Source organism: Hydrogenophaga sp. L99 (genome assembly GCF_058731905.1).
The window spans coordinates 1,423,609-1,441,473 of the sequence record NZ_CM178972.1; the positions used below are offsets into that span (position 1 = coordinate 1,423,609).

Below are 17,865 nucleotides of genomic sequence, written 5' to 3' on the forward strand. Positions count from 1 at the left end.
TGTTGCTGCCCTGAGCAGCCTGTCACGCTTCGGTGGGCGGCGCCAACGGTGTTCGCAACGCCGGCGAGCCCTTCATGGGGTTGCGCTGTGCCAGGTGGTCCAGGTATTGCTGGATGCCTTGGTCTTCCCGTTCCAGAAACCGCTCCACCGCGTCGGCGAACGATGGGTGCGCCAACCAGTGCGCGCTGGTGGTCTTGACGGGAAGCAGGGCGCGAGCCATTTTGTGCTCGCCCTGCGCGCCGCCTTCAAAGCGCGTATAGCCGTGGGCGATGCACCAGGCGAGTGGCTGGTAGTAGCACGCTTCAAAGTGCAGGCAGTCCACGCGTTCCAGCGCGCCCCAGTAGCGCCCATAGGCCACGCGCGCCTGCGGGTCGATGCCAATCAGGCTGCTGGCCATGGGGTTGCCGTCTCGCTCGGCAATGAACAGCAGCCAGTGCTCGGGCATGGTCTGCGCCATGCGCTGAAAAAAATCGCGGTTCAGGTAGGGTGCGTTGCCGTGCTCCCGGTAGGTGCGTTCGTAGCAGCGGTAAAAAAAGTCCCAGTCTGCGGCCGATATGTCTGCGCCCATGGACCATCGGAATACCACCCCCGCCTCAGCCACCTTGCGCCGCTCTTGCCGGATTTTTTTGCGCTTCTCCTGCTGCAGGCTGGAGAGGAAATGGTCGAAATTTGCAAAGTGTTGTGGCTCAGCGCTCACGAGGCCAGCCCCCTCGGGGGGCAGCGAACCACACGCAGTGGGGAGCGTGGGGGCTACAGGCCGCAGCGCCGGGCCGCCCCTAGCAAGGCCAGCCCCCTCGGGGGGCAGCGAACCACACGAAGTGGGTAGCGCGGGGGCCGCAGGCCGCAGCGCCGGGCCGCCCCCAGCAAGGCCAGCCCCCTCGGGGGGCAGCGAACCACACGAAGTGGGTAGCGTGGGGGCCACGTTGCGCCAGTGAAACTGCACCGTGTGGCGCAGCATCATCCCTGCGGCTTCGCAGGCCTCCACGTCTTGTGGCTGGGCAAACAACAGGTGCAAAGACGACAGGTCTTCCTCTCGGGCGTGGCTCAGCAGAGCCTGAACCAACGCTGTTCGTGCAGCCATGTTTCTGGCCAGCAGCCGCGCACCCGGCACGGGCGTGAACGGCACCGCTACAAGGGCTTTGGGGTAGTAATCCAGCCCGTGCTGGGCGTAGGCATTGGCCCAGGCCCAGTCAAACACGTATTCACCGTACGAATGGTTCTTCAAATACAGGGGGCAGGCCGCATGCAGATCGGCGCCTTGCCACAGGGTGACGAAACGGGCTTGCCAGCCTGCCGGGTGTTGCGCGGAGCCGCTGGCGTGCAGCGCCGCCAGGTAGGCGTGGGCCATGAAGGGGCTCGGGTCGGTCTCCAGCGCCAGCAGGTGGTTCCAGGCGTCGGCCGGAATGTCCAGCGGCGAGGAAAAGACCCGGGTGACATAATCGTGCGAACTCACGTTTCAGCCCTCACATGCCTGCCCGCAGGGCTGTTTGAAGGCGGGTGGCGCGCCGGTTCCGTCGCCTGTTCCATTGCCCGATTCCGTTCTACTTCCAGACTGCATGACACTTCCAATTTGCGTGGCCCAGCTCAACTTTGTGGTGGGCGACATGGCGGGCAATGCCCAAAAAATCATCGCCGCCGCGCATCAGGCCCACTCGCGCGGTGTGCGGGTGTTGCTCACGCCGGAACTGGCCCTCTGCGGTTACGCGGCTGAAGACCTGTTTTTGCGGCCAGCGTTCATTGACGCCTGTGATGATGCACTGAAAAGCATCGCCCTTCAGACCGCAGGACTCAAGGGGCTGCACATCGTGGTCGGACACCCGGCGCGCATCCCACAGCTGGGCGCTGAAGCCCGCCGCGAGCGCAGTGTGTCGGTGGCGCGCCTGCACAACGCCGCGAGCGTGTTGCTCGATGGCGCTGTGACGCATACCTACGCCAAGCGCGAGTTGCCCAACTACCAGGTGTTTGACGAGCGGCGCTACTTTGCACCAGGCCAGGGCACTTGCGTGTTTGATGTGACCACCGCTGAGGGTGCGCCGGTGCGCGTTGGGGTGCTCATTTGTGAAGACGCCTGGTTTGACGAGCCTGCCGCGGAGGCCCAGGCCGCTGGGGCAGAGGTGCTGATGGTCATCAACGCATCGCCGTTCCACACAGGCAAGGGCGGTGAGCGCGAGGCGGCCATGCGTGGACGTGCGCAAGCCACCGGCCTTCCCATGGTGTACGCGCACCTGGTGGGCGGGCAGGACGAGGTGGTTTTTGAAGGCCGCAGTTTCGTGTTGGCGGCAGACGGCTCGCTGGCCGGTCGCGCGGTGAGTTTTGAAGAAACGCTGTTTGACTGCACCTTTCACCGGCAAGGCGCTGGCTGGACAATTGACGCCAGCACCGATCGCGACCACAGCGCCGATGCCGACCTGTGGCACGCCTTGGTGCTGGGCGTGCGCGACTACATCGGAAAAAACGGCTTTCCTTCAGCGTTGCTGGGTCTGTCGGGCGGTATCGACTCGGCGCTGGTGCTGGCGATTGCGGTGGATGCGCTGGGCAAAGACCGGGTGCGCACGGTGATGATGCCGTCGCCTTACACGGCCGACATTTCCTGGATCGATGCGCGCGACATGGCTGAGCGCCTGGGCGTGCGTTACGACGAGATCGACATTGCGCCGCAATTTGAAGCCTTCAAGGCCAGCCTGGCCACCGAGTTTGCCGGCCTGCCCGAAGACACCACCGAAGAAAACCTGCAGGCCCGCATACGCGGCACCTTGCTCATGGCGTTGTCCAACAAGTTTGGCGGTATCGTGCTGACCACAGGCAACAAGAGCGAAATGGCCACCGGTTACTGCACGCTGTATGGCGACATGGCCGGCGGTTTCGCCGTGATCAAAGACGTGGCCAAGACAGCGGTGTTTCGCCTGGCGCGCTGGCGCAATGCGCACGACCCCTACGGCACCGGTGCCAACCCGATTCCCGAGCGCATCATTACCCGCCCACCCAGCGCGGAGCTGCGGGCTGACCAGAAAGATCAGGACAGCCTGCCCGAGTACGACGTGCTCGACGCGATCATTGAGCGCTACATGGAAAACGACCAGAGCCCGGCCCAGATCGTGGCTGAGGGCTACAGCGCGGCCGATGTGGACAAGGTGGTGCGGCTGATCCGCATCAACGAATACAAGCGCCGCCAAGCCCCGGTGGGCGTTCGTGTGACGCACCGCAGTTTTGGCAAAGACTGGCGCTACCCGATCACCAGCAAATACCGGGCTTGAAAACACGGCCTGGCGCTGCGCGTTGGGCCTCTCAGGGACGGTGCACCCTCGCGCCGTCGGCGAGCTCCCGTGGCGGGTGAATCACCACGCTGTCACCGGCTGACAAGCCCTCCAAAATCTGAACGTGGCCGTCGCCCTGCAAGCCTGAGGTCACGGCCGTGAGGCGGGCTTTGCCACCTTCTATGCGAAACACCTCAGACGCGCCGTTGTGGCGAAACACGGCGCTGCTGGGCGCGCGCAAGGTGTCGGCCACTTCATGCAGCACAAACCGCGCATGCACGCGGTAAGCCTCACCCAGACGCGCCCATTGGTCGTGCGGGCTGGTGATGTCGATCACCACCCACACCCGCTGCTCTTCAACACTCAATGCTGATGTTTTGGTAAAAGCGCCTGGGTCTACCCGGCGCACGGTGCCTTGCAGCGCGGGGCCATCGCCCCAGCGCAGCAGCGCCACGGCCATGCCGGGTTGAATTTGCACCGCGTCCGGCGACAGCACATCCACCACCACCTCCAGCGCTGCGGGGTCGCCAATTTCAATCAATGCATCGCCGGGCATGACAGGGCGGGCGCTTTCCACGGGCCGGCGCAGCACCACCCCGTTGACAGGGGATGTGATCTGCAGGGCGGACGCAGAGGGTGCGCCAGGGCCTCCCACGGCCAGTGCGGCGCGGGCAGCATCGAGCTGGTGGGCTGCGGTGGTTTGCCGAAACCGGGCACTCTGGGCCTCCAGCGTACTGCGTTGCCACGCGGTTTCAGCCGCCAGCAGGCCTTGGGCCGACACCATGCCCTGGGCTGCCAGTGGGCGCAGGCGCTCGGCTTCGACCTGGGCCTGCGCCGCGCTGGCCTGGGCCGAGCGGGCTTCGGCCTGCGCCGACTGCAGCTGTGCCTGCGCAGCCGCCAGCCGGGCGGTGGCCTCGGCGCGGCTGCGCGCGTCCAGCGTGGGCGCCGCCACCGGGTCCAGCGTGACCAGCACCTGCCCAGCGTGCACCGCATCTCCGGGCGCGAGTGCGATGCGGCGGGCTATGGCCGCCACCGGCGCGGTGATGGCATAGGGGTCGCGCAGGCGGGTGCGGCCTTCGGCTTCGAGCGTCTGGCGCACCGTGCCGCGCTGCACCGTGGCGCTGTCCACCTTCAGGCTGCTGGGCCACAAGGCCATCACGGCCAGCGCCAGCGCCACCAGCAACAGCAGCGCGTAACGGAACCATCGGGCAGTGGGTGTGTTCTTCATGTTCATTCCCGTGTTTTCAAAACGGCCACCAGGTCGAGCTGGTCCAGCCGACGCAGCACCAACCAGGCCGAAAAGCCTGCAGCCACCAGCAACACCGTTCCCGCCATGGCGAACCCGGACGGGAGCAACACCAGCGGAATGCGGTACAGGTCTGACCGCATGCCCCAGACCAGCAGGGCGCTCATGCCGTACCCCATAGCAAAACCGGGTACCAGCGTCAGCAGGGTGAGCGTGCCCAGCTCGCCCATCAGCAAGGCCCGCACCTCGCGCCGCGTGTAGCCCAAAATGCGCAAGCTGGCCAGGTCGCGCGAACGCTCGGCCAGGGTAATGCGGGCCGCGTTGTACACCACGCCAGCGGCCATGCTCGCGGCCATCAGGGTGGCGATGAGCGTGAAGGTCAAAATGTTTTCGGCCATGGTGTCGCGAAAACTGGCGATGCTGGCGTTGCGGTCGCTCACCGCCACGATTCGGGGGCGCTCTCGCAAAGCCGACACCACCGCCGGACGCGATTCAGGTGGCACCCTGAGCCAGGCGCCCGACACCAGGTCGCCGTCTTGGCGCAGCCGGTTGAGCCAACCTCGATCGGCGTAGGCGCCCACACCCAAGTATTCGGTGACGGTGGCCGCCAGGGGCAGTTGCAGCGTTTCGCGGCGGCCGTCCAGAAAGTCCACCTCCAGCAAGTCGCCTGGTCGAACCGCCAACAGCTCGGCCAGGTAGTCCGTCAGCAAAAGGCCTTCGGTGGGCATGGGTACGGGCTGCAGCGAAGCGTCGAGCACGCGCTTGAGATCGGCCGGTTCGCTCATGCCCTGCAAAGCGGTGGTGTAGCTGCGGTGCCCGTTGCGCAACTTCACGGCACTGGCCCGAAAGCCTTCCACCGATTGCACGCCTGCAATGGACCGCAGTTCTTCAATGGCGCGCGCGCTGGCGGGCTCGGCCAAGGTCACGGTGAGGTCATCGCGCTGGGCCAGGCCAAACTGCACGGCAATCATCTCTTCAATCGCGTCGCGCTGCAGGTTGGACATCACCAGAATGCCGCAGGCCATGCCCATGCCCACAATCGACATCAGCGAGCGCAGCGGGCGCCGCTCCAGGTTGCGCACCACCATGCGGGCGGCCGCGTCCAGCAACTGGCCCGCGCCCAACCGCTCGGTGAGCGTGCGGCGGTACACCGCAGGCGCTTCGGGGCGCATGGCCTCGGCCGGCGAGAGCCGAAACGCCCGCAGCAGGCCCTGCGCCGTGCCCAGCGCGGCCGCCGCCACAGCGAAGCCCACCGCCAAGGCCCACACCACCGGCTCTACCGACCATTCCAGAAAGGGAAATCTGTAAAAACGCATGTAAAGGTCGGCCATGCCGCGCCCCATCCAGGCGCCCAATGCCACGCCCGGCAACACCCCCGCGCCTACCATCAGCAGCACCAACTGTGCGTAGTGCCGTCCCACCTCCCAGCGGCTGTAGCCAAACGCTTTGAGCACCGCAATTTGCTCGCGCTGGGTGCCGATCAGGCGGCTGATCACCACGCTGAGCAGAAAGGCAGATACGCCCAGAAAGATACCGCTGAAAAGGCGGGTCATGGTGTTGAGCTGCTTGAGTTCCTCGTCCAGGAACCGGTGCGACATTTGCAGGTCGCGCCCATGGGCGCCCAGACCGCCATAAGGCTGTAGCAGCCGGTCCAGCGGGTCTATGACCTGGTGTGCGGTCGCTTCGGGCTGCAGGCGAATGCTCAGCTGGTTGAAGGCGCCGTTCAGATCGAACGCGCTGGCCAGTGCCTCGAGCCGCATCCACAAAATGGCGAAGCGCTCGAAGTCGGGGAACACGTCGCCGGCGCGTATCTGGTAAATGAATTCGGGCGACAAGCCCACCCCACTCAACGTGAGCCGCTGGCGGCGCCCGTTCACAATGGCGGTGAAGCCATCGCCGGGGTGCAGCCCGTGGGCTTGCGCAAAGGCTTCGCCGGCCACCACCTCCCAGGCGCGCTCGGGCAACCGGCCTTCGCGCAAATAAATCTGGTTCAAGTCGTCGTCACCCGGCTCCGGCAAGGACACCACCTGCGCAGTGACCGCCTGGTGGTAGCCATCTACTTCCAGGTTCACGCCCGCCACGATGCGGGCTTGCGCCTGCGCCACGCCGGGCAGGGCGCGCACCTCGTGCAACAGCGGCATCGGCGCGCGCTTGACCTGCGCAAACACGTCGGCAAAGCGGTAGGTTTCGTAAAACCGCGCACGGGTGTCAGACAGCGCCTGGTGGTTGGTCACTGCCATCACCATGGTGGCAATGCCGCCAATGACCACCAGCGCAATGGCCAGCGACTGGCCACGCAGTTGCCAAAAATCTCGCCAGAGTTTGTGGTGCAGCGCTTTCACCAGTGCAACTCCGCCGCTGGCCTGGGCTGCGCGTGGCGCTCTTCACGGGCGATTGCGCCGTCGCTCAGGTAAATCACCCGGTTGGCCATGGCCGCGATGCCCACGTTGTGGGTGATGATGACCGTGAGCGCCCCAGTTTCACGGTGAATATGCTCCAGCGCCTGCAATACCAGCACACCGGTGGCCGAGTCCAGGGCACCGGTGGGCTCGTCGCACAGCAGCACGGCCGGGCGCTTGGCAATGGCGCGTGCGATGGCCACGCGCTGCTGTTCACCGCCCGAGAGCTGGGCCGGAAAGTGGTGCCTGCGGTCGGCCAGCCCCACCAGCGCGAGCGCGTCCAGCGCGGGCATGGGGTCGTCGGCAATGTCGGTGACCAGCTCCACGTTTTCCAACGCAGTCAGGCTGGGTATGAGGTTGTAGAACTGAAAAACAAAGCCCACAGAGGCGCGGCGAAACCGGGTCAAGGCATCCTCGTTGGCGCCGGTCAGTTCGTGGCCCTGGCACACCACCCGGCCTTGGGTGGGCGCATCCAGACCACCCAGGATGTTGAGCAGGGTGGACTTGCCGCTGCCCGAAGCGCCCAGCAAGACCACAAATTCGCCCGCGTAAAGATCCAGGTCGACACCCCGCAGCGCCTGCACGGTGACCTCTCCCATGGTGTAGGTCTTGGTCAGCCCGCGCGCATGAAAGACGGGCTCAAGTTGGGTCTCAGGTATCGGCTGCATCCCCACAATCTACGCTGACAGGCGGGCGCTGCGGTTGATCGTGGACAAGCCGTGCGCACAGAGCCCGAGTCCGGCGCACCCGCTCGGTGCGCGTGATACATTTTTGGCTTCCCGTTACCGCACCCTGGAGCTGTTCGCATGAAGCAAATCACCGCCATCATCAAACCTTTCAAGCTGGAAGAGGTGCGCGAGGCGCTGGCCGAGCAGGGCGTGACCGGCCTCACCGTGACCGAGGTGAAAGGCTTTGGTCGTCAAAAAGGGCACACCGAGCTGTACCGCGGTGCCGAGTACGTGGTTGACTTTTTGCCGAAAGTGAAGCTTGAGGTGGTGGTCAAGTCGGACGACGTGGACCGCTGCGTTGACGCCATCATCCGCGCAGCGCACACCGGAAAAATTGGCGACGGCAAGATCTTCGTCACCTCGGTCGAGCGCGTGGTGCGCATTCGCACCGGGGAAGAGGACGAAACGGCGGTGTGATCGATCCCGCGCCGTTCAAATAGATTCCAGTCGGGCCTCGGGTGACAGGCCCGCAGCCTGCACCAGTTCGGGCAACAGCTGCTGTGCGCTGTTGCTCACCCGAATCAGATCCATCTGCCACGGGCTCATGAACGCCTGCTCGACCCCCGTGCGCAGGAAGGCGAGCAAGCCGTCGTAATACCCCGCTTCGTTGAGCAGGCCGATGGGCTTGTCGTGGTAGCCCAACTGGCGCCAGGTCCACACCTCAAAAAACTCTTCAAAGGTGCCGATCCCGCCTGGCAGCGCCAAGAACGCGTCCGCATGCTCGGCCATCAGGCGCTTGCGCTCGTGCATGGTGTCCACCACATGCAGTTCGGTGCAGTTGGTCTTGGCCCATTCTTTTTCCACCAGCGCTTTGGGAATGATGCCCACCACGCGGCCACCCGCGTCCAGGGTGGCCTGGGCGGTGATGCCCATCAGGCCGTTGCTGCCGCCGCCGTACACCAGCTGCCCACCATGGCTGCCGATCCATTGCCCCACAGCGCGAGCGGTGTCGGCAAACGCGGGCTCGACACCCGGACGGGAGCCGCAATAGACACAAATTGAGAAGTTCGGAGTGCTCATGGGGCGCTTATGGGGTGATGCGGTTGGTGGGGTAGGTCAAAAGAATCGGGTCCAGAGCGCCGCAGCCCAAACGCCTGCACACAAGACCAAGCTGAGCAATACGGCGGCACTGCCCATGTCCTTGGCCCGTTTTGACAGGCTGTGCCACTCGGGGCCGATGCGGTCGATGGCAGCCTCGACGCTGGAGTTGAGCAGCTCCACAATCATCACGATCAGCACCACACCCGCCAGCAGCACGACCTCGACCCAGCTTTGTCCAACCCAAAAGGCGAGTGGCAACATCACAGCCGACGCCGTGGCCTCTTGCCGGAAGGCGGTTTCCTTCCAGCCCGCGCGCAAGCCCGCCAACGAATAGCCGAAAGCATGCCACACACGACCGAACCCGCGGCGGTGTTTCTGCGCGTCGGTTGCCTCGTGAGCGGTGTCGTGGTTCATGGGTGAGGGGTTGTGCATGTCAGCGTTGCCAGAACTTGCGTTTCTTGGCCGGTTGGGCGGGCTTGTAGTGGACCAGGCGCGTGCCTGCCAGCGCGTCGTGCAGAAACTGGCGCTGCGGATGAAACCGCGCCAGCAGTGCCCAGACCGCGACCCAGCCCAGCACGATCACCGTCAGCTCGCCGCCCGGCAAGCTGAAGTAACCGCCAGCGGCCAGCGGCGGGAGGAACCACATCCACGACCACAGATAGCGCACCAAGGCTTTGGACCTGGTGAGCGCGTGTCCCTGCTGATCTACCATCCGAATGTTCCAGGTCTTCATGGCCAGCGTCTGGCCTTTGGACCAGAACCAGGTGAAGTAGAGCGCCAGCAGCAAAAAAACGTAGGCCTGCAGGGCGTAGCGGTTGTTGACGGCGTCCAGCATGGGCGCCATCGAAGGCACCAGGTAGCCGACGGCAAACACCAACCCGAAAACAAACAGCCCGGTGCCAAAGATGACCCCAAACAGGAGCGCGCCTTCGTACATCCAGCAGGCCATGCGGCGCATCAGCGGTGGCGCCATCGGCGGCCCCTGGATCGTCTCGTCTGGGGCAGATAAGGGCGCGTTTGGCGCAGCGGGGGAGGTGGTCATGGTTGCAATGGGGAAGCGTCAAGTTTGCCAGCTGCACCTGGAGCGATGCTGAAGCCAGAAGCCGGGTGGCGCTGCGAAAAATCAGGCTGAATTGTCGCATTGCAACAAAATCGGCGTTTTTTCAGGCCACGGTACTGGGCGCGCCAGGAAAACGACCGTGCTGCAGTGCGATAATGCGCGTTGCACTTCAAAACACGGCAAACGGGTCAGGGTCCGGCGGGGTATGTGTCCGCTCATGTCCATTGGCCTCAAGTCTCAACACCGCTTCACAAGAGCTGGCGTAGAGGCACCCAAGGTTTTTCGTCAGAGAAATTCTCGAAAGGTTCATCATGGAAATCAACAAGGCCGAACTGGCCTCAGCCGCTGCCGCCACCCCTTCTGGCGCAGCCACTCAAGAACTTCGCGGCGCAGAAATTCTCGTCAAGGCCCTCCAGGCCGAAGGCGTGAAGTACATCTGGGGTTACCCCGGTGGTGCTGTGCTGCACATCTACGACGCTTTTTACAAGCAAGACACCATCCAGCATGTGCTGGTGCGGCACGAGCAGGCTGCCGTGCACGCGGCCGACGGCTATGCGCGTGCCACGGGTGAGGTGGGCGTGTCACTGGTGACCTCAGGCCCCGGCCTGACCAATGCCGTCACTGGTATTGCCACGGCCTACATGGACAGCATTCCCATGGTCATCATCAGTGGCCAGGTGCCCACTGCTGCGATCGGCCTGGATGCCTTCCAGGAATGCGACACCGTCGGCATTACGCGCCCCATCGTCAAGCACAACTTTCTGGTGAAGGACGTGCGCGACATGGCCATGATCATGAAGAAGGCCTTTCACATTGCCCGCACCGGCCGCCCCGGCCCCGTGGTGGTTGATGTTCCAAAGGACGTGTCTTTCAACAAGACCGCCTACACCGGCTACCCTGAGTCGGTCGAAATGCGCTCGTACAACCCGGTGCGCAAGGGGCATGGCGGACAGATCCGCAAGGCTCTGCAACTGCTGCTTTCAGCCAAGCGGCCCTACATCTACACCGGTGGCGGTGTGCTGCTGGGCAATGCGGTGCAAGAGTTGCGCACCCTGGTTGACCTGCTGGGCTACCCCGTCACCAACACGCTGATGGGCTTGGGCGCATACCCCGCGTCTGACAAGAAGTTCCTGGGCATGCTGGGCATGCACGGCACCATTGAAGCCAACAACGCCATGCAAAATTGCGATGTGCTGCTGGCTGTCGGTGCGCGTTTCGACGACCGCGTGATTGGCAACCCCAAGCACTTTGCGTCGGTGGACCGCAAGATCATTCACATCGACATCGATCCGTCGAGCATCTCCAAGCGCGTCAAGGTGGACGTGCCGATTGTGGGCGACGTGAAAGACGTGTTGACCGAGCTGATCAACATGGTGCGCGAGACCACGACCCGTGTCGAGCCCGCAGCACTGGCTTCCTGGTGGGACACCATTGAAGGATGGCGTTCGAAGGATTGCCTGAAATACGACCGTGGTAACACCGAGGTGATCAAGCCGCAGTACGTGGTGGAAACGCTCTGGAACATGACCAAGGACGCCGACGCCTATGTCACGTCCGATGTGGGTCAGCACCAGATGTGGGCCGCGCAGTACTACCGCTTCGATGAGCCGCGCCGCTGGATCAACTCGGGCGGCCTGGGCACCATGGGCGTGGGCATTCCCTATGCCATGGGTATCAAGCTGGCGAAGCCCGAGAGCGAGGTGTTTTGCGTGACCGGTGAAGGTTCGGTGCAGATGTGCATCCAGGAACTCTCTACCTGCCTGCAATACAACACCCCGATCAAGATCATGGCGTTGAACAACCGCTACCTTGGCATGGTGCGCCAGTGGCAGGAAATTGACTACGAAGGCCGCTACAGCCACAGCTACATGGACGCGTTGCCCAACTTCGTGAAGCTGGCCGAGGCCTATGGCCATGTCGGCATGCTGATCGAACGCCCAGAAGACGTGGAGCCTGCGCTGCGCGAAGCCCGCAAGCTCAAGGACCGCACCGTGTTCATGGACTTCCGTACCGACCCCACCGAGAACGTGTTCCCGATGGTCAAGGCCGGCAAAGGCATCACGGAAATGCTGTTGGGCTCAGAGGACCTCTGAGCCACTTACCCTGTTGCGGGCCCTTGGGTCTGCGGCAGCCCCTGACGAATCTATTTGCAGCCAAGCCTGCGCATTACCGTGCGCAGGGGAGGGCTCAGAAAAGAGGAATCCCTTCATGAAACACATCATTGCTGTCTTGCTCGAAAACGAACCGGGCGCTCTGTCCCGCGTGGTCGGGCTGTTTTCTGCACGCGGTTACAACATCGAGTCGCTCACGGTGGCTCCCACCGAAGACCCCAGCCTCTCGCGCATGACGATCCAGACCACCGGATCGGACGACGTGATTGAGCAGATCACCAAGCACCTGAACCGCCTGATTGAGGTGGTCAAGGTGGTCGACCTGACCGAAGGCGCCTACACCGAGCGCGAGCTCATGATGGTGAAGGTTCGCGCGGTAGGCAAAGAGCGCGAAGAGATGAAACGCATGGCCGACATTTTCCGGGGTCGCATCATCGATGTGACCGAAAAAAGCTACACCATCGAACTCACCGGTGACTTGAGCAAAAACGACGCGTTCCTAGAGGCCATCGACCGATCGGCCATTCTGGAAACCGTGCGCACCGGTGCCAGCGGCATCGGCCGGGGTGAGAGAATCCTGCGCGTTTGAGTTTTTCAGGGCTCAGCCATTTGCCCGTTCGGGCTGAGCCTGTCGAAGCCTTGGTGTGTGCCTGGCATTCACCGGGGTCCCGAGAGCCCTTCGACAGGCTCGCGAAGAACGGCACAACCCCTAAACCACCTACTGGAGCAAAAGATGAAAGTTTTCTACGACAAAGACTGTGACCTGTCCCTGATCAAGGGCAAGACCGTCGCCATCCTCGGTTACGGCAGCCAGGGCCATGCCCACGCTCAAAACCTGAACGACAGCGGCGTGAAGGTCGTGGTTGGCCTGCGCAAGGGTGGCGCTTCTTGGGACAAGGTCGGCAAAGCCGGCCTGACCGTCATGGAAGTTGATGAAGCCGTCAAGGCAGCCGATGTGGTCATGATCCTCTTGCCCGACGAGATGATCGCCGAGGTCTACAACAACAACGTGGCCCCCAACATCAAGCAAGGCGCTTCGCTCGCCTTCGCCCACGGTTTCAACGTGCATTACAACCAGGTCGTGCCCCGTGCCGATCTGGACGTGTGGATGGTGGCGCCCAAGGCCCCCGGCCACACCGTGCGCAACACCTACACCCAGGGCGGCGGCGTGCCCCACCTGGTGGCCGTGCACCAGGACAAGAGCGGCAAAGCCCGCGAACTGGCTCTGAGCTACGCCATGGCCAACGGCGGCGGCAAGGCCGGCATCATTGAAACCAACTTCAAGGAAGAGACAGAGACCGACCTGTTCGGCGAGCAGGCCGTGCTGTGTGGCGGTGCTGTCGAGCTGATCAAGATGGGTTACGAGACCCTGGTTGAAGCCGGCTACGCGCCCGAAATGGCGTATTTCGAGTGCCTGCACGAGCTCAAGCTGATCGTTGACCTGATCTACGAAGGTGGCATCGCCAACATGAACTACTCGATCTCCAACAACGCGGAGTTCGGCGAGTACGTGACCGGCCCCGAGGTGATCAACGAAGAGTCGCGCAAAGCCATGCGCAACGCCCTGAAGCGCATCCAGAACGGCGACTACGCCAAGATGTTCATCCAGGAAGGCCGCCTGAACTACCCAAGTATGACCGCTCGCCGCCGCAACACCGCCGATCACCAGATCGAAGTGGTGGGTGCCCAGCTGCGCGCCATGATGCCCTGGATCGCCAAGAACAAGCTGGTTGACCAGACTCGCAACTGATTTTGTTGCGTGCATAGGCACCCGTGGCTCCCTGGAGCTGCGGGGGCCGCACACACAAGGCCACCTCGGTGGCCTTTTCTATTTGTAGCGTCAGCTTGTTGCTGGCTTACACTGGGGTTTTGCTTTTTGGGTGCAGGGCAGGTCAGCTGCCCGCTCATTTGCTTCGGCTTTTTCAGAGAAATACATGCACGACGGATCCGACCCACTCATGCCCCAGAACGAAGAGATGCGCAAACGGCGCAAGGGTATCTACATGGTGCCGAACATGATCACGTTGGCGGCGCTCTTCGGGGGGTTTTACGCCATCGTGATGGCCATGAATGGTCGCTACGACTTGGCCACCGTGGCCATCTTCGTGGCCATGGTGCTGGACAGTTTGGACGGCCGCGTGGCGCGCATGACAAACACCCAGAGTGCATTCGGCGAGCAGATGGACTCCTTGTCCGATATGGTGTCGTTCGGTGCTGCGCCCGCCCTGATCGCATACATCTGGGCTCTGAGCGGCCTGGGTCGTTGGGGTTGGATTGCGGCATTTGTCTACTGCGCCTGCGCTGCTTTGCGTTTGGCGCGTTTTAACGTCAACACCGGCGTGGTCGACAAGCGCTATTTCCAGGGGCTTCCGTCGCCCGCCGCCGCCGCGCTGGTGGCTGGCTTTATCTGGCTGGCCACCGAATACGGGTTCAAGGGGTCCGAGCTGGTGTGGCCCATGTTTGGTCTCACCCTTTACGCCGGCCTGACCATGGTCACCAATGTGCCGTTTTACAGTTTCAAAGACCTCAGCCTGAAGAAGAGTGTGCCGTTTGCGTCGATTGTGCTGGTGGCGCTGGGCATTGCGGTGATCAACATCGACCCGCCCACGGTTCTGTTTGCTCTGTTCGTGCTCTACGGTCTGTCGGGTTATGCGGTGTATTTCTGGCGCAAGGCCAAAGGGCGGCAAACCAGTGTCATCAGCACGTCGACCGACGAGCCCGACGAGCGCGGGCTGCACGAATAAGGTTTTGGGCATCGCGGCCATGGTTTTCCTTAATCAAGATGCAACTTTCTTTGTGATACATTGGCTCCTATGAAACGGATTTCTTTCGCTCTACTACTGGGTGTCCTTCACGGGCAGTCTTGGTAACGCGCGAGTGATTTCCAACAACGGCCCGTTTGCACCTGCAACGGGCCGTTTGTTTTTGGGTTGTGGGTTTTTTTCAAGAGTGGTCATTGGTGCCACGTACCGGAGATTTGAGATGAGCGACAAACTGATCATTTTTGACACCACCTTGCGCGATGGCGAGCAGTCACCCGGCGCTTCCATGACCAAAGATGAGAAGCTGCGCATTGCGCGCCAGCTTGAGCGCCTCCGAGTGGATGTGATCGAGGCCGGTTTTGCCGCCAGTTCCAACGGTGACTTCGAGTGCGTGCAGGCGATCGCCAACACCATCAAAGACTCCACGGTCTGCTCATTGGCACGTGCCAATGACCGCGATATTTCCCGAGCCGCCGAGGCGCTCAAAGGCGCACAGCGCGCCCGTATACACACCTTCATTGCCACCAGCCCGCTGCACATGGAGAAAAAGCTGCGCATGACGCCTGACGAGGTGTTTGAGCAGGCCAAGCAGTCGGTGCGCTTTGCACGCAACCTGGTTGAAGATGTCGAGTTCAGCCCGGAAGACGGCTACCGCAGCGACATGGACTTCCTGTGCCGGGTGCTCGAAGCCGTCATCAAAGAGGGCGCCACGACGCTGAATATTCCAGACACGGTGGGCTACGCGATTCCCGAGCTTTACGGCGAGTTCATCCGCACCCTGCGCGAGCGCATTCCGAATTCCGACAAGGCGATCTGGTCGGTTCATTGCCACAACGACTTGGGTATGGCGGTGGCCAACTCGCTCGCGGGCGTGAAGATCGGCGGCGCGCGCCAGGTCGAGTGCACCATCAACGGCTTGGGAGAGCGTGCCGGCAACTGTTCGCTGGAAGAAGTGGTGATGGCGGTGCGGACGCGCCGCGACTACTTCAACCTCGATGTGGGTGTGGACACGACCCAGATCGTGCCGGCCAGTCGCATGGTCAGCCAGACCACCGGTTTTGTGGTGCAGCCCAACAAGGCTGTCGTGGGCGCCAACGCGTTTGCCCATGCGAGCGGTATTCACCAGGACGGCGTGCTCAAGGCACGGGATACCTACGAGATCATGCGCGCGGAAGACGTGGGCTGGGCTGCCAACAAGATCGTGCTGGGCAAGCTCAGTGGCCGCAATGCGTTCAAGCAGCGCTTGCAGGACCTGGGCATCGAGATGGAGTCCGAGAGCGAGATCAACACCGCGTTTGCCGCGTTCAAAGAACTGGCCGACCGCAAGAGCGAAATCTTCGACGAGGACATCCTCGCGCTGTGCAGTGACGAAAGCGTGACCGCTGAGAAAGAGCAGTACGGTCTGGTCTCGTTGTCCCAGCACAGCGAAACCGGCGAGCGGCCACACGCGAACATTGTGTTCACCAACGGTGGCAAGGAAGTGGTCTGTGAGTCCGACGGCAACGGCCCTGTTGACGCGTCTTTGAAGGCGATTGAGAGCCAGCTCAACAGCGGTGCCGAGATGGTTCTTTACTCGGTCAACGCCATTACCAGCGGCTCCACCGAGAGCCAGGGTGAGGTCACGGTGCGTTTGCAGCATGGTGGTCGGGTCGTCAACGGTGTAGGCGCTGATCCAGACATCGTCGTTGCATCGGCCAAAGCCTACCTCAGTGCCTTGAACAAGCTGCAAAGCAAGGCCGACCGGGTTTCAGCACAAGGATAAAACCAAATAAAATCAATGACTTAGATGACTATTTTCAGTAAGGGTGAGAATTGACGGTAAAAGTAGTTCTTTCTCTCGCTTTTTCTGAGATAAGTTACACAAGTTTTTGATATTGCTAGTTTTTTTCAATGTGTCTATACTCCACTCCAGCACAATTCCGTTGGCTGGAGTGGACCCATGAACCCTTGCGTAAACCGCTTTCGAAAAGCCATCCACGGTACCGTCGCTCTCGCGCTTGCGGTCGTGCTTGCCGTTCCCCTATCTGTATCCGCTGCGGCTGAGAAAAAACAGACGCAGAAGGTCAAAAAGGCCACCGCCACCCAGCTTGCTGCCAAAAAGAAACCTCTGCAGACCAAAGCTGTTGCTCGGAAAAAAGCAAGCTCTGAAAAAGCGGCCGAACCCAAGGCGTTGGCCAAATCTAAGCTGGCCAAGGCGAAGCCTGACAAAAAAGCCAGGGTCTCAGACACCAAGCAAGCCAAAAGCGGGGCGCGCCATGTCCGCACCGTCGTGGCAGCGAAAAAGAGCGGCAACAAGACGGGTCTGTCCAAGCAGGCCAATGCCGAGCAGGCCCGTAAAAATACCGTCCTTGCGAAGAGCCGCAACGCTGCAGCCACCAGCAAGGTGGCGGTGCGCAACAGTTCGGCTTCCTCCGTGGTGCGTGTGGCCGCGGTGCCCAGTCTGTCCGCAGGCGAGCGTCTGGGTCTGAGAGGCAGCGAAGACGCTCTGGATCTCAGCTCCAGCGTGGCTCTGGTGGTGGATCAGGACACCAACGAGGTGCTCTTCAGCAAGAACGATTCCGCGGTGCTTCCCATTGCCTCGCTGACCAAACTGATGACGGGCCTGGTGATCGCCGACGCGAACTTGCCCATGGACGAGGCCATCACCATCACGCAAGATGATGTGGACATTTACAAAGGCAGCCGTTCGCGGCTGGCTGTGGGTTCTACTTTGAGTCGTGGTGAACTGATGCATCTGGCGCTGATGTCCAGCGAAAACCGCGCTGCTCACGCCTTGGGGCGCACCTATCCGGGCGGCCTGCGGCATTTTGTTTCGCTCATGAACAGCAAGGCCCGTGAACTGGGCATGCACGATACCCGCTATGTTGAACCCACCGGCCTGTTGAGCCAGAATCAGTCCAGCGCCAGGGACCTCGCCACCTTGGTTTCCGTGGCCTACGAGCGTCCCATCTTGCGCGACTTGTCGACTTCACCAAGCCACCAGTTGGAGCTGGGCCATCGCACGCTGCAGTTCAACAATTCCAACCGGCTGATTCGCAACCCCGAATGGGATATTGGTTTGCAGAAAACGGGTTATATCTCGGAGGCTGGCCGTTGTCTGGTGATGCAGGCCAAGGTGGCAGGGCGCAAAGTGATCATGGTGTTCCTCGATTCGGCCGGCAAGCTGAGCCGCGTCCAGGATGCCGAGCGGGTGCGGCGCTGGGTAGAGGCCCAGACCCGCGAACCGGTGTTCGTCAGACCCCAGGGCTGATGCTCCCAACAAAA

At 62.3% G+C, this 17,865-nt stretch carries 15 protein-coding genes; 8 read left to right on the forward strand and 7 right to left on the reverse strand.

What is annotated here, in order from left to right; genetic code table 11:
* Positions 1-22: 22 nt before the first annotated feature.
* Positions 23-1,453: a GNAT family N-acetyltransferase gene (locus AC4QBL_RS06755; RefSeq protein ID WP_472906328.1), complete on the reverse strand. Its 1,431-nt coding sequence runs from the start codon at positions 1,451-1,453 to the stop codon at positions 23-25.
* 103 nt (positions 1,454-1,556) lie between these two features.
* Here AC4QBL_RS06755 and AC4QBL_RS06760 point away from each other — a divergent pair, with 103 nt between their 5' ends.
* Positions 1,557-3,254, forward strand: a complete 1,698-nt coding sequence (locus AC4QBL_RS06760; RefSeq protein ID WP_472906327.1) for an NAD+ synthase — start codon at positions 1,557-1,559, stop codon at positions 3,252-3,254.
* Positions 3,255-3,285: 31 nt separating this feature from the next.
* Here AC4QBL_RS06760 and AC4QBL_RS06765 read toward each other — a convergent pair whose 3' ends face one another.
* The 3 genes from AC4QBL_RS06765 to AC4QBL_RS06775 are packed head-to-tail and all read right to left on the reverse strand — an operon-like array spanning position 3,286 to position 7,567.
* Entirely contained in the window at positions 3,286-4,482 is a 1,197-nt protein-coding gene (locus tag AC4QBL_RS06765) for an efflux RND transporter periplasmic adaptor subunit (protein ID WP_472906326.1), read from the reverse strand.
* Between the two features lie 2 nt (positions 4,483-4,484).
* Complete coding sequence (locus tag AC4QBL_RS06770; RefSeq protein ID WP_472906325.1) at positions 4,485-6,842, reverse strand: ABC transporter permease; 2,358 nt, start codon at positions 6,840-6,842, stop codon at positions 4,485-4,487.
* The gene (locus AC4QBL_RS06775; protein WP_472906324.1) at positions 6,839-7,567 is read right to left on the reverse strand and encodes an ABC transporter ATP-binding protein; all 729 of its coding nucleotides are present in this window, start codon (positions 7,565-7,567) and stop codon (positions 6,839-6,841) included. Before AC4QBL_RS06775 ends, AC4QBL_RS06770 begins: the two co-directional genes overlap by 4 nt.
* 138 nt (positions 7,568-7,705) lie before the next feature.
* Between AC4QBL_RS06775 and AC4QBL_RS06780 the strand changes: the two genes are divergently transcribed.
* Entirely contained in the window at positions 7,706-8,044 is a 339-nt protein-coding gene (locus AC4QBL_RS06780; protein ID WP_304840000.1) for a P-II family nitrogen regulator, read from the forward strand.
* Between the two features lie 15 nt (positions 8,045-8,059).
* Here AC4QBL_RS06780 and AC4QBL_RS06785 read toward each other — a convergent pair whose 3' ends face one another.
* From AC4QBL_RS06785 to AC4QBL_RS06795, 3 genes are read right to left on the reverse strand one after another with little or no spacing between them, the layout of a single operon-like run.
* The gene (locus tag AC4QBL_RS06785) at positions 8,060-8,647 is read right to left on the reverse strand and encodes an LOG family protein (RefSeq protein WP_472899272.1); all 588 of its coding nucleotides are present in this window, start codon (positions 8,645-8,647) and stop codon (positions 8,060-8,062) included.
* Between the two features lie 36 nt (positions 8,648-8,683).
* The gene (locus AC4QBL_RS06790) at positions 8,684-9,082 is read right to left on the reverse strand and encodes a diacylglycerol kinase (RefSeq protein ID WP_472899273.1); all 399 of its coding nucleotides are present in this window, start codon (positions 9,080-9,082) and stop codon (positions 8,684-8,686) included.
* Positions 9,083-9,101: 19 nt separating this feature from the next.
* Complete coding sequence (locus tag AC4QBL_RS06795; protein ID WP_472899274.1) at positions 9,102-9,710, reverse strand: RDD family protein; 609 nt, start codon at positions 9,708-9,710, stop codon at positions 9,102-9,104.
* 329 nt (positions 9,711-10,039) lie between these two features.
* Here AC4QBL_RS06795 and AC4QBL_RS06800 point away from each other — a divergent pair, with 329 nt between their 5' ends.
* From AC4QBL_RS06800 to pbpG, 6 genes are all read left to right on the forward strand, one after another.
* Positions 10,040-11,821 (forward strand): acetolactate synthase 3 catalytic subunit, encoded by a 1,782-nt coding sequence (locus AC4QBL_RS06800; RefSeq protein WP_472899275.1) that lies wholly within the window; start codon positions 10,040-10,042, stop codon positions 11,819-11,821.
* Between the two features lie 115 nt (positions 11,822-11,936).
* On the forward strand, positions 11,937-12,428 hold the full coding sequence (gene ilvN, locus AC4QBL_RS06805) for an acetolactate synthase small subunit (RefSeq protein ID WP_439114320.1): 492 nt from the start codon (positions 11,937-11,939) through the stop codon (positions 12,426-12,428).
* A gap of 144 nt (positions 12,429-12,572) precedes the next feature.
* Positions 12,573-13,589, forward strand: a complete 1,017-nt coding sequence (ilvC, locus tag AC4QBL_RS06810) for a ketol-acid reductoisomerase (RefSeq protein WP_304840010.1) — start codon at positions 12,573-12,575, stop codon at positions 13,587-13,589.
* A 184-nt stretch (positions 13,590-13,773) separates the two neighbouring features.
* Complete coding sequence (gene pssA, locus AC4QBL_RS06815) at positions 13,774-14,583, forward strand: CDP-diacylglycerol--serine O-phosphatidyltransferase (RefSeq protein ID WP_472899276.1); 810 nt, start codon at positions 13,774-13,776, stop codon at positions 14,581-14,583.
* Between the two features lie 238 nt (positions 14,584-14,821).
* The gene (locus AC4QBL_RS06820) at positions 14,822-16,363 is read left to right on the forward strand and encodes a 2-isopropylmalate synthase (RefSeq protein ID WP_472899277.1); all 1,542 of its coding nucleotides are present in this window, start codon (positions 14,822-14,824) and stop codon (positions 16,361-16,363) included.
* Between the two features lie 177 nt (positions 16,364-16,540).
* Complete coding sequence (gene pbpG, locus AC4QBL_RS06825) at positions 16,541-17,851, forward strand: D-alanyl-D-alanine endopeptidase (RefSeq protein ID WP_472906323.1); 1,311 nt, start codon at positions 16,541-16,543, stop codon at positions 17,849-17,851.
* Positions 17,852-17,865: the final 14 nt, after the last annotated feature.

What these genes read in the sequence shown, in the direction of transcription:
- AC4QBL_RS06780 (WP_304840000.1), top strand. Translation starts at nt 7,706, where the DNA reads ATGAAGCAAATCACCGCCATCATCAAACCTTTCAAGCTGGAAGAGGTG.
- pbpG (WP_472906323.1), top strand. Translation starts at nt 16,541, where the DNA reads ATGAACCCTTGCGTAAACCGCTTTCGAAAAGCCATCCACGGTACCGTC.
- AC4QBL_RS06795 (WP_472899274.1), bottom strand. Translation starts at nt 9,710, where the DNA reads ATGACCACCTCCCCCGCTGCGCCAAACGCGCCCTTATCTGCCCCAGAC.
- ilvC (WP_304840010.1), top strand. Translation starts at nt 12,573, where the DNA reads ATGAAAGTTTTCTACGACAAAGACTGTGACCTGTCCCTGATCAAGGGC.
- AC4QBL_RS06775 (WP_472906324.1), bottom strand. Translation starts at nt 7,567, where the DNA reads ATGCAGCCGATACCTGAGACCCAACTTGAGCCCGTCTTTCATGCGCGC.
- AC4QBL_RS06760 (WP_472906327.1), top strand. Translation starts at nt 1,557, where the DNA reads ATGACACTTCCAATTTGCGTGGCCCAGCTCAACTTTGTGGTGGGCGAC.
- AC4QBL_RS06820 (WP_472899277.1), top strand. Translation starts at nt 14,822, where the DNA reads ATGAGCGACAAACTGATCATTTTTGACACCACCTTGCGCGATGGCGAG.
- ilvN (WP_439114320.1), top strand. Translation starts at nt 11,937, where the DNA reads ATGAAACACATCATTGCTGTCTTGCTCGAAAACGAACCGGGCGCTCTG.
- pssA (WP_472899276.1), top strand. Translation starts at nt 13,774, where the DNA reads ATGCACGACGGATCCGACCCACTCATGCCCCAGAACGAAGAGATGCGC.
- AC4QBL_RS06790 (WP_472899273.1), bottom strand. Translation starts at nt 9,082, where the DNA reads ATGAACCACGACACCGCTCACGAGGCAACCGACGCGCAGAAACACCGC.
- AC4QBL_RS06785 (WP_472899272.1), bottom strand. Translation starts at nt 8,647, where the DNA reads ATGAGCACTCCGAACTTCTCAATTTGTGTCTATTGCGGCTCCCGTCCG.
- AC4QBL_RS06765 (WP_472906326.1), bottom strand. Translation starts at nt 4,482, where the DNA reads ATGAAGAACACACCCACTGCCCGATGGTTCCGTTACGCGCTGCTGTTG.
- AC4QBL_RS06800 (WP_472899275.1), top strand. Translation starts at nt 10,040, where the DNA reads ATGGAAATCAACAAGGCCGAACTGGCCTCAGCCGCTGCCGCCACCCCT.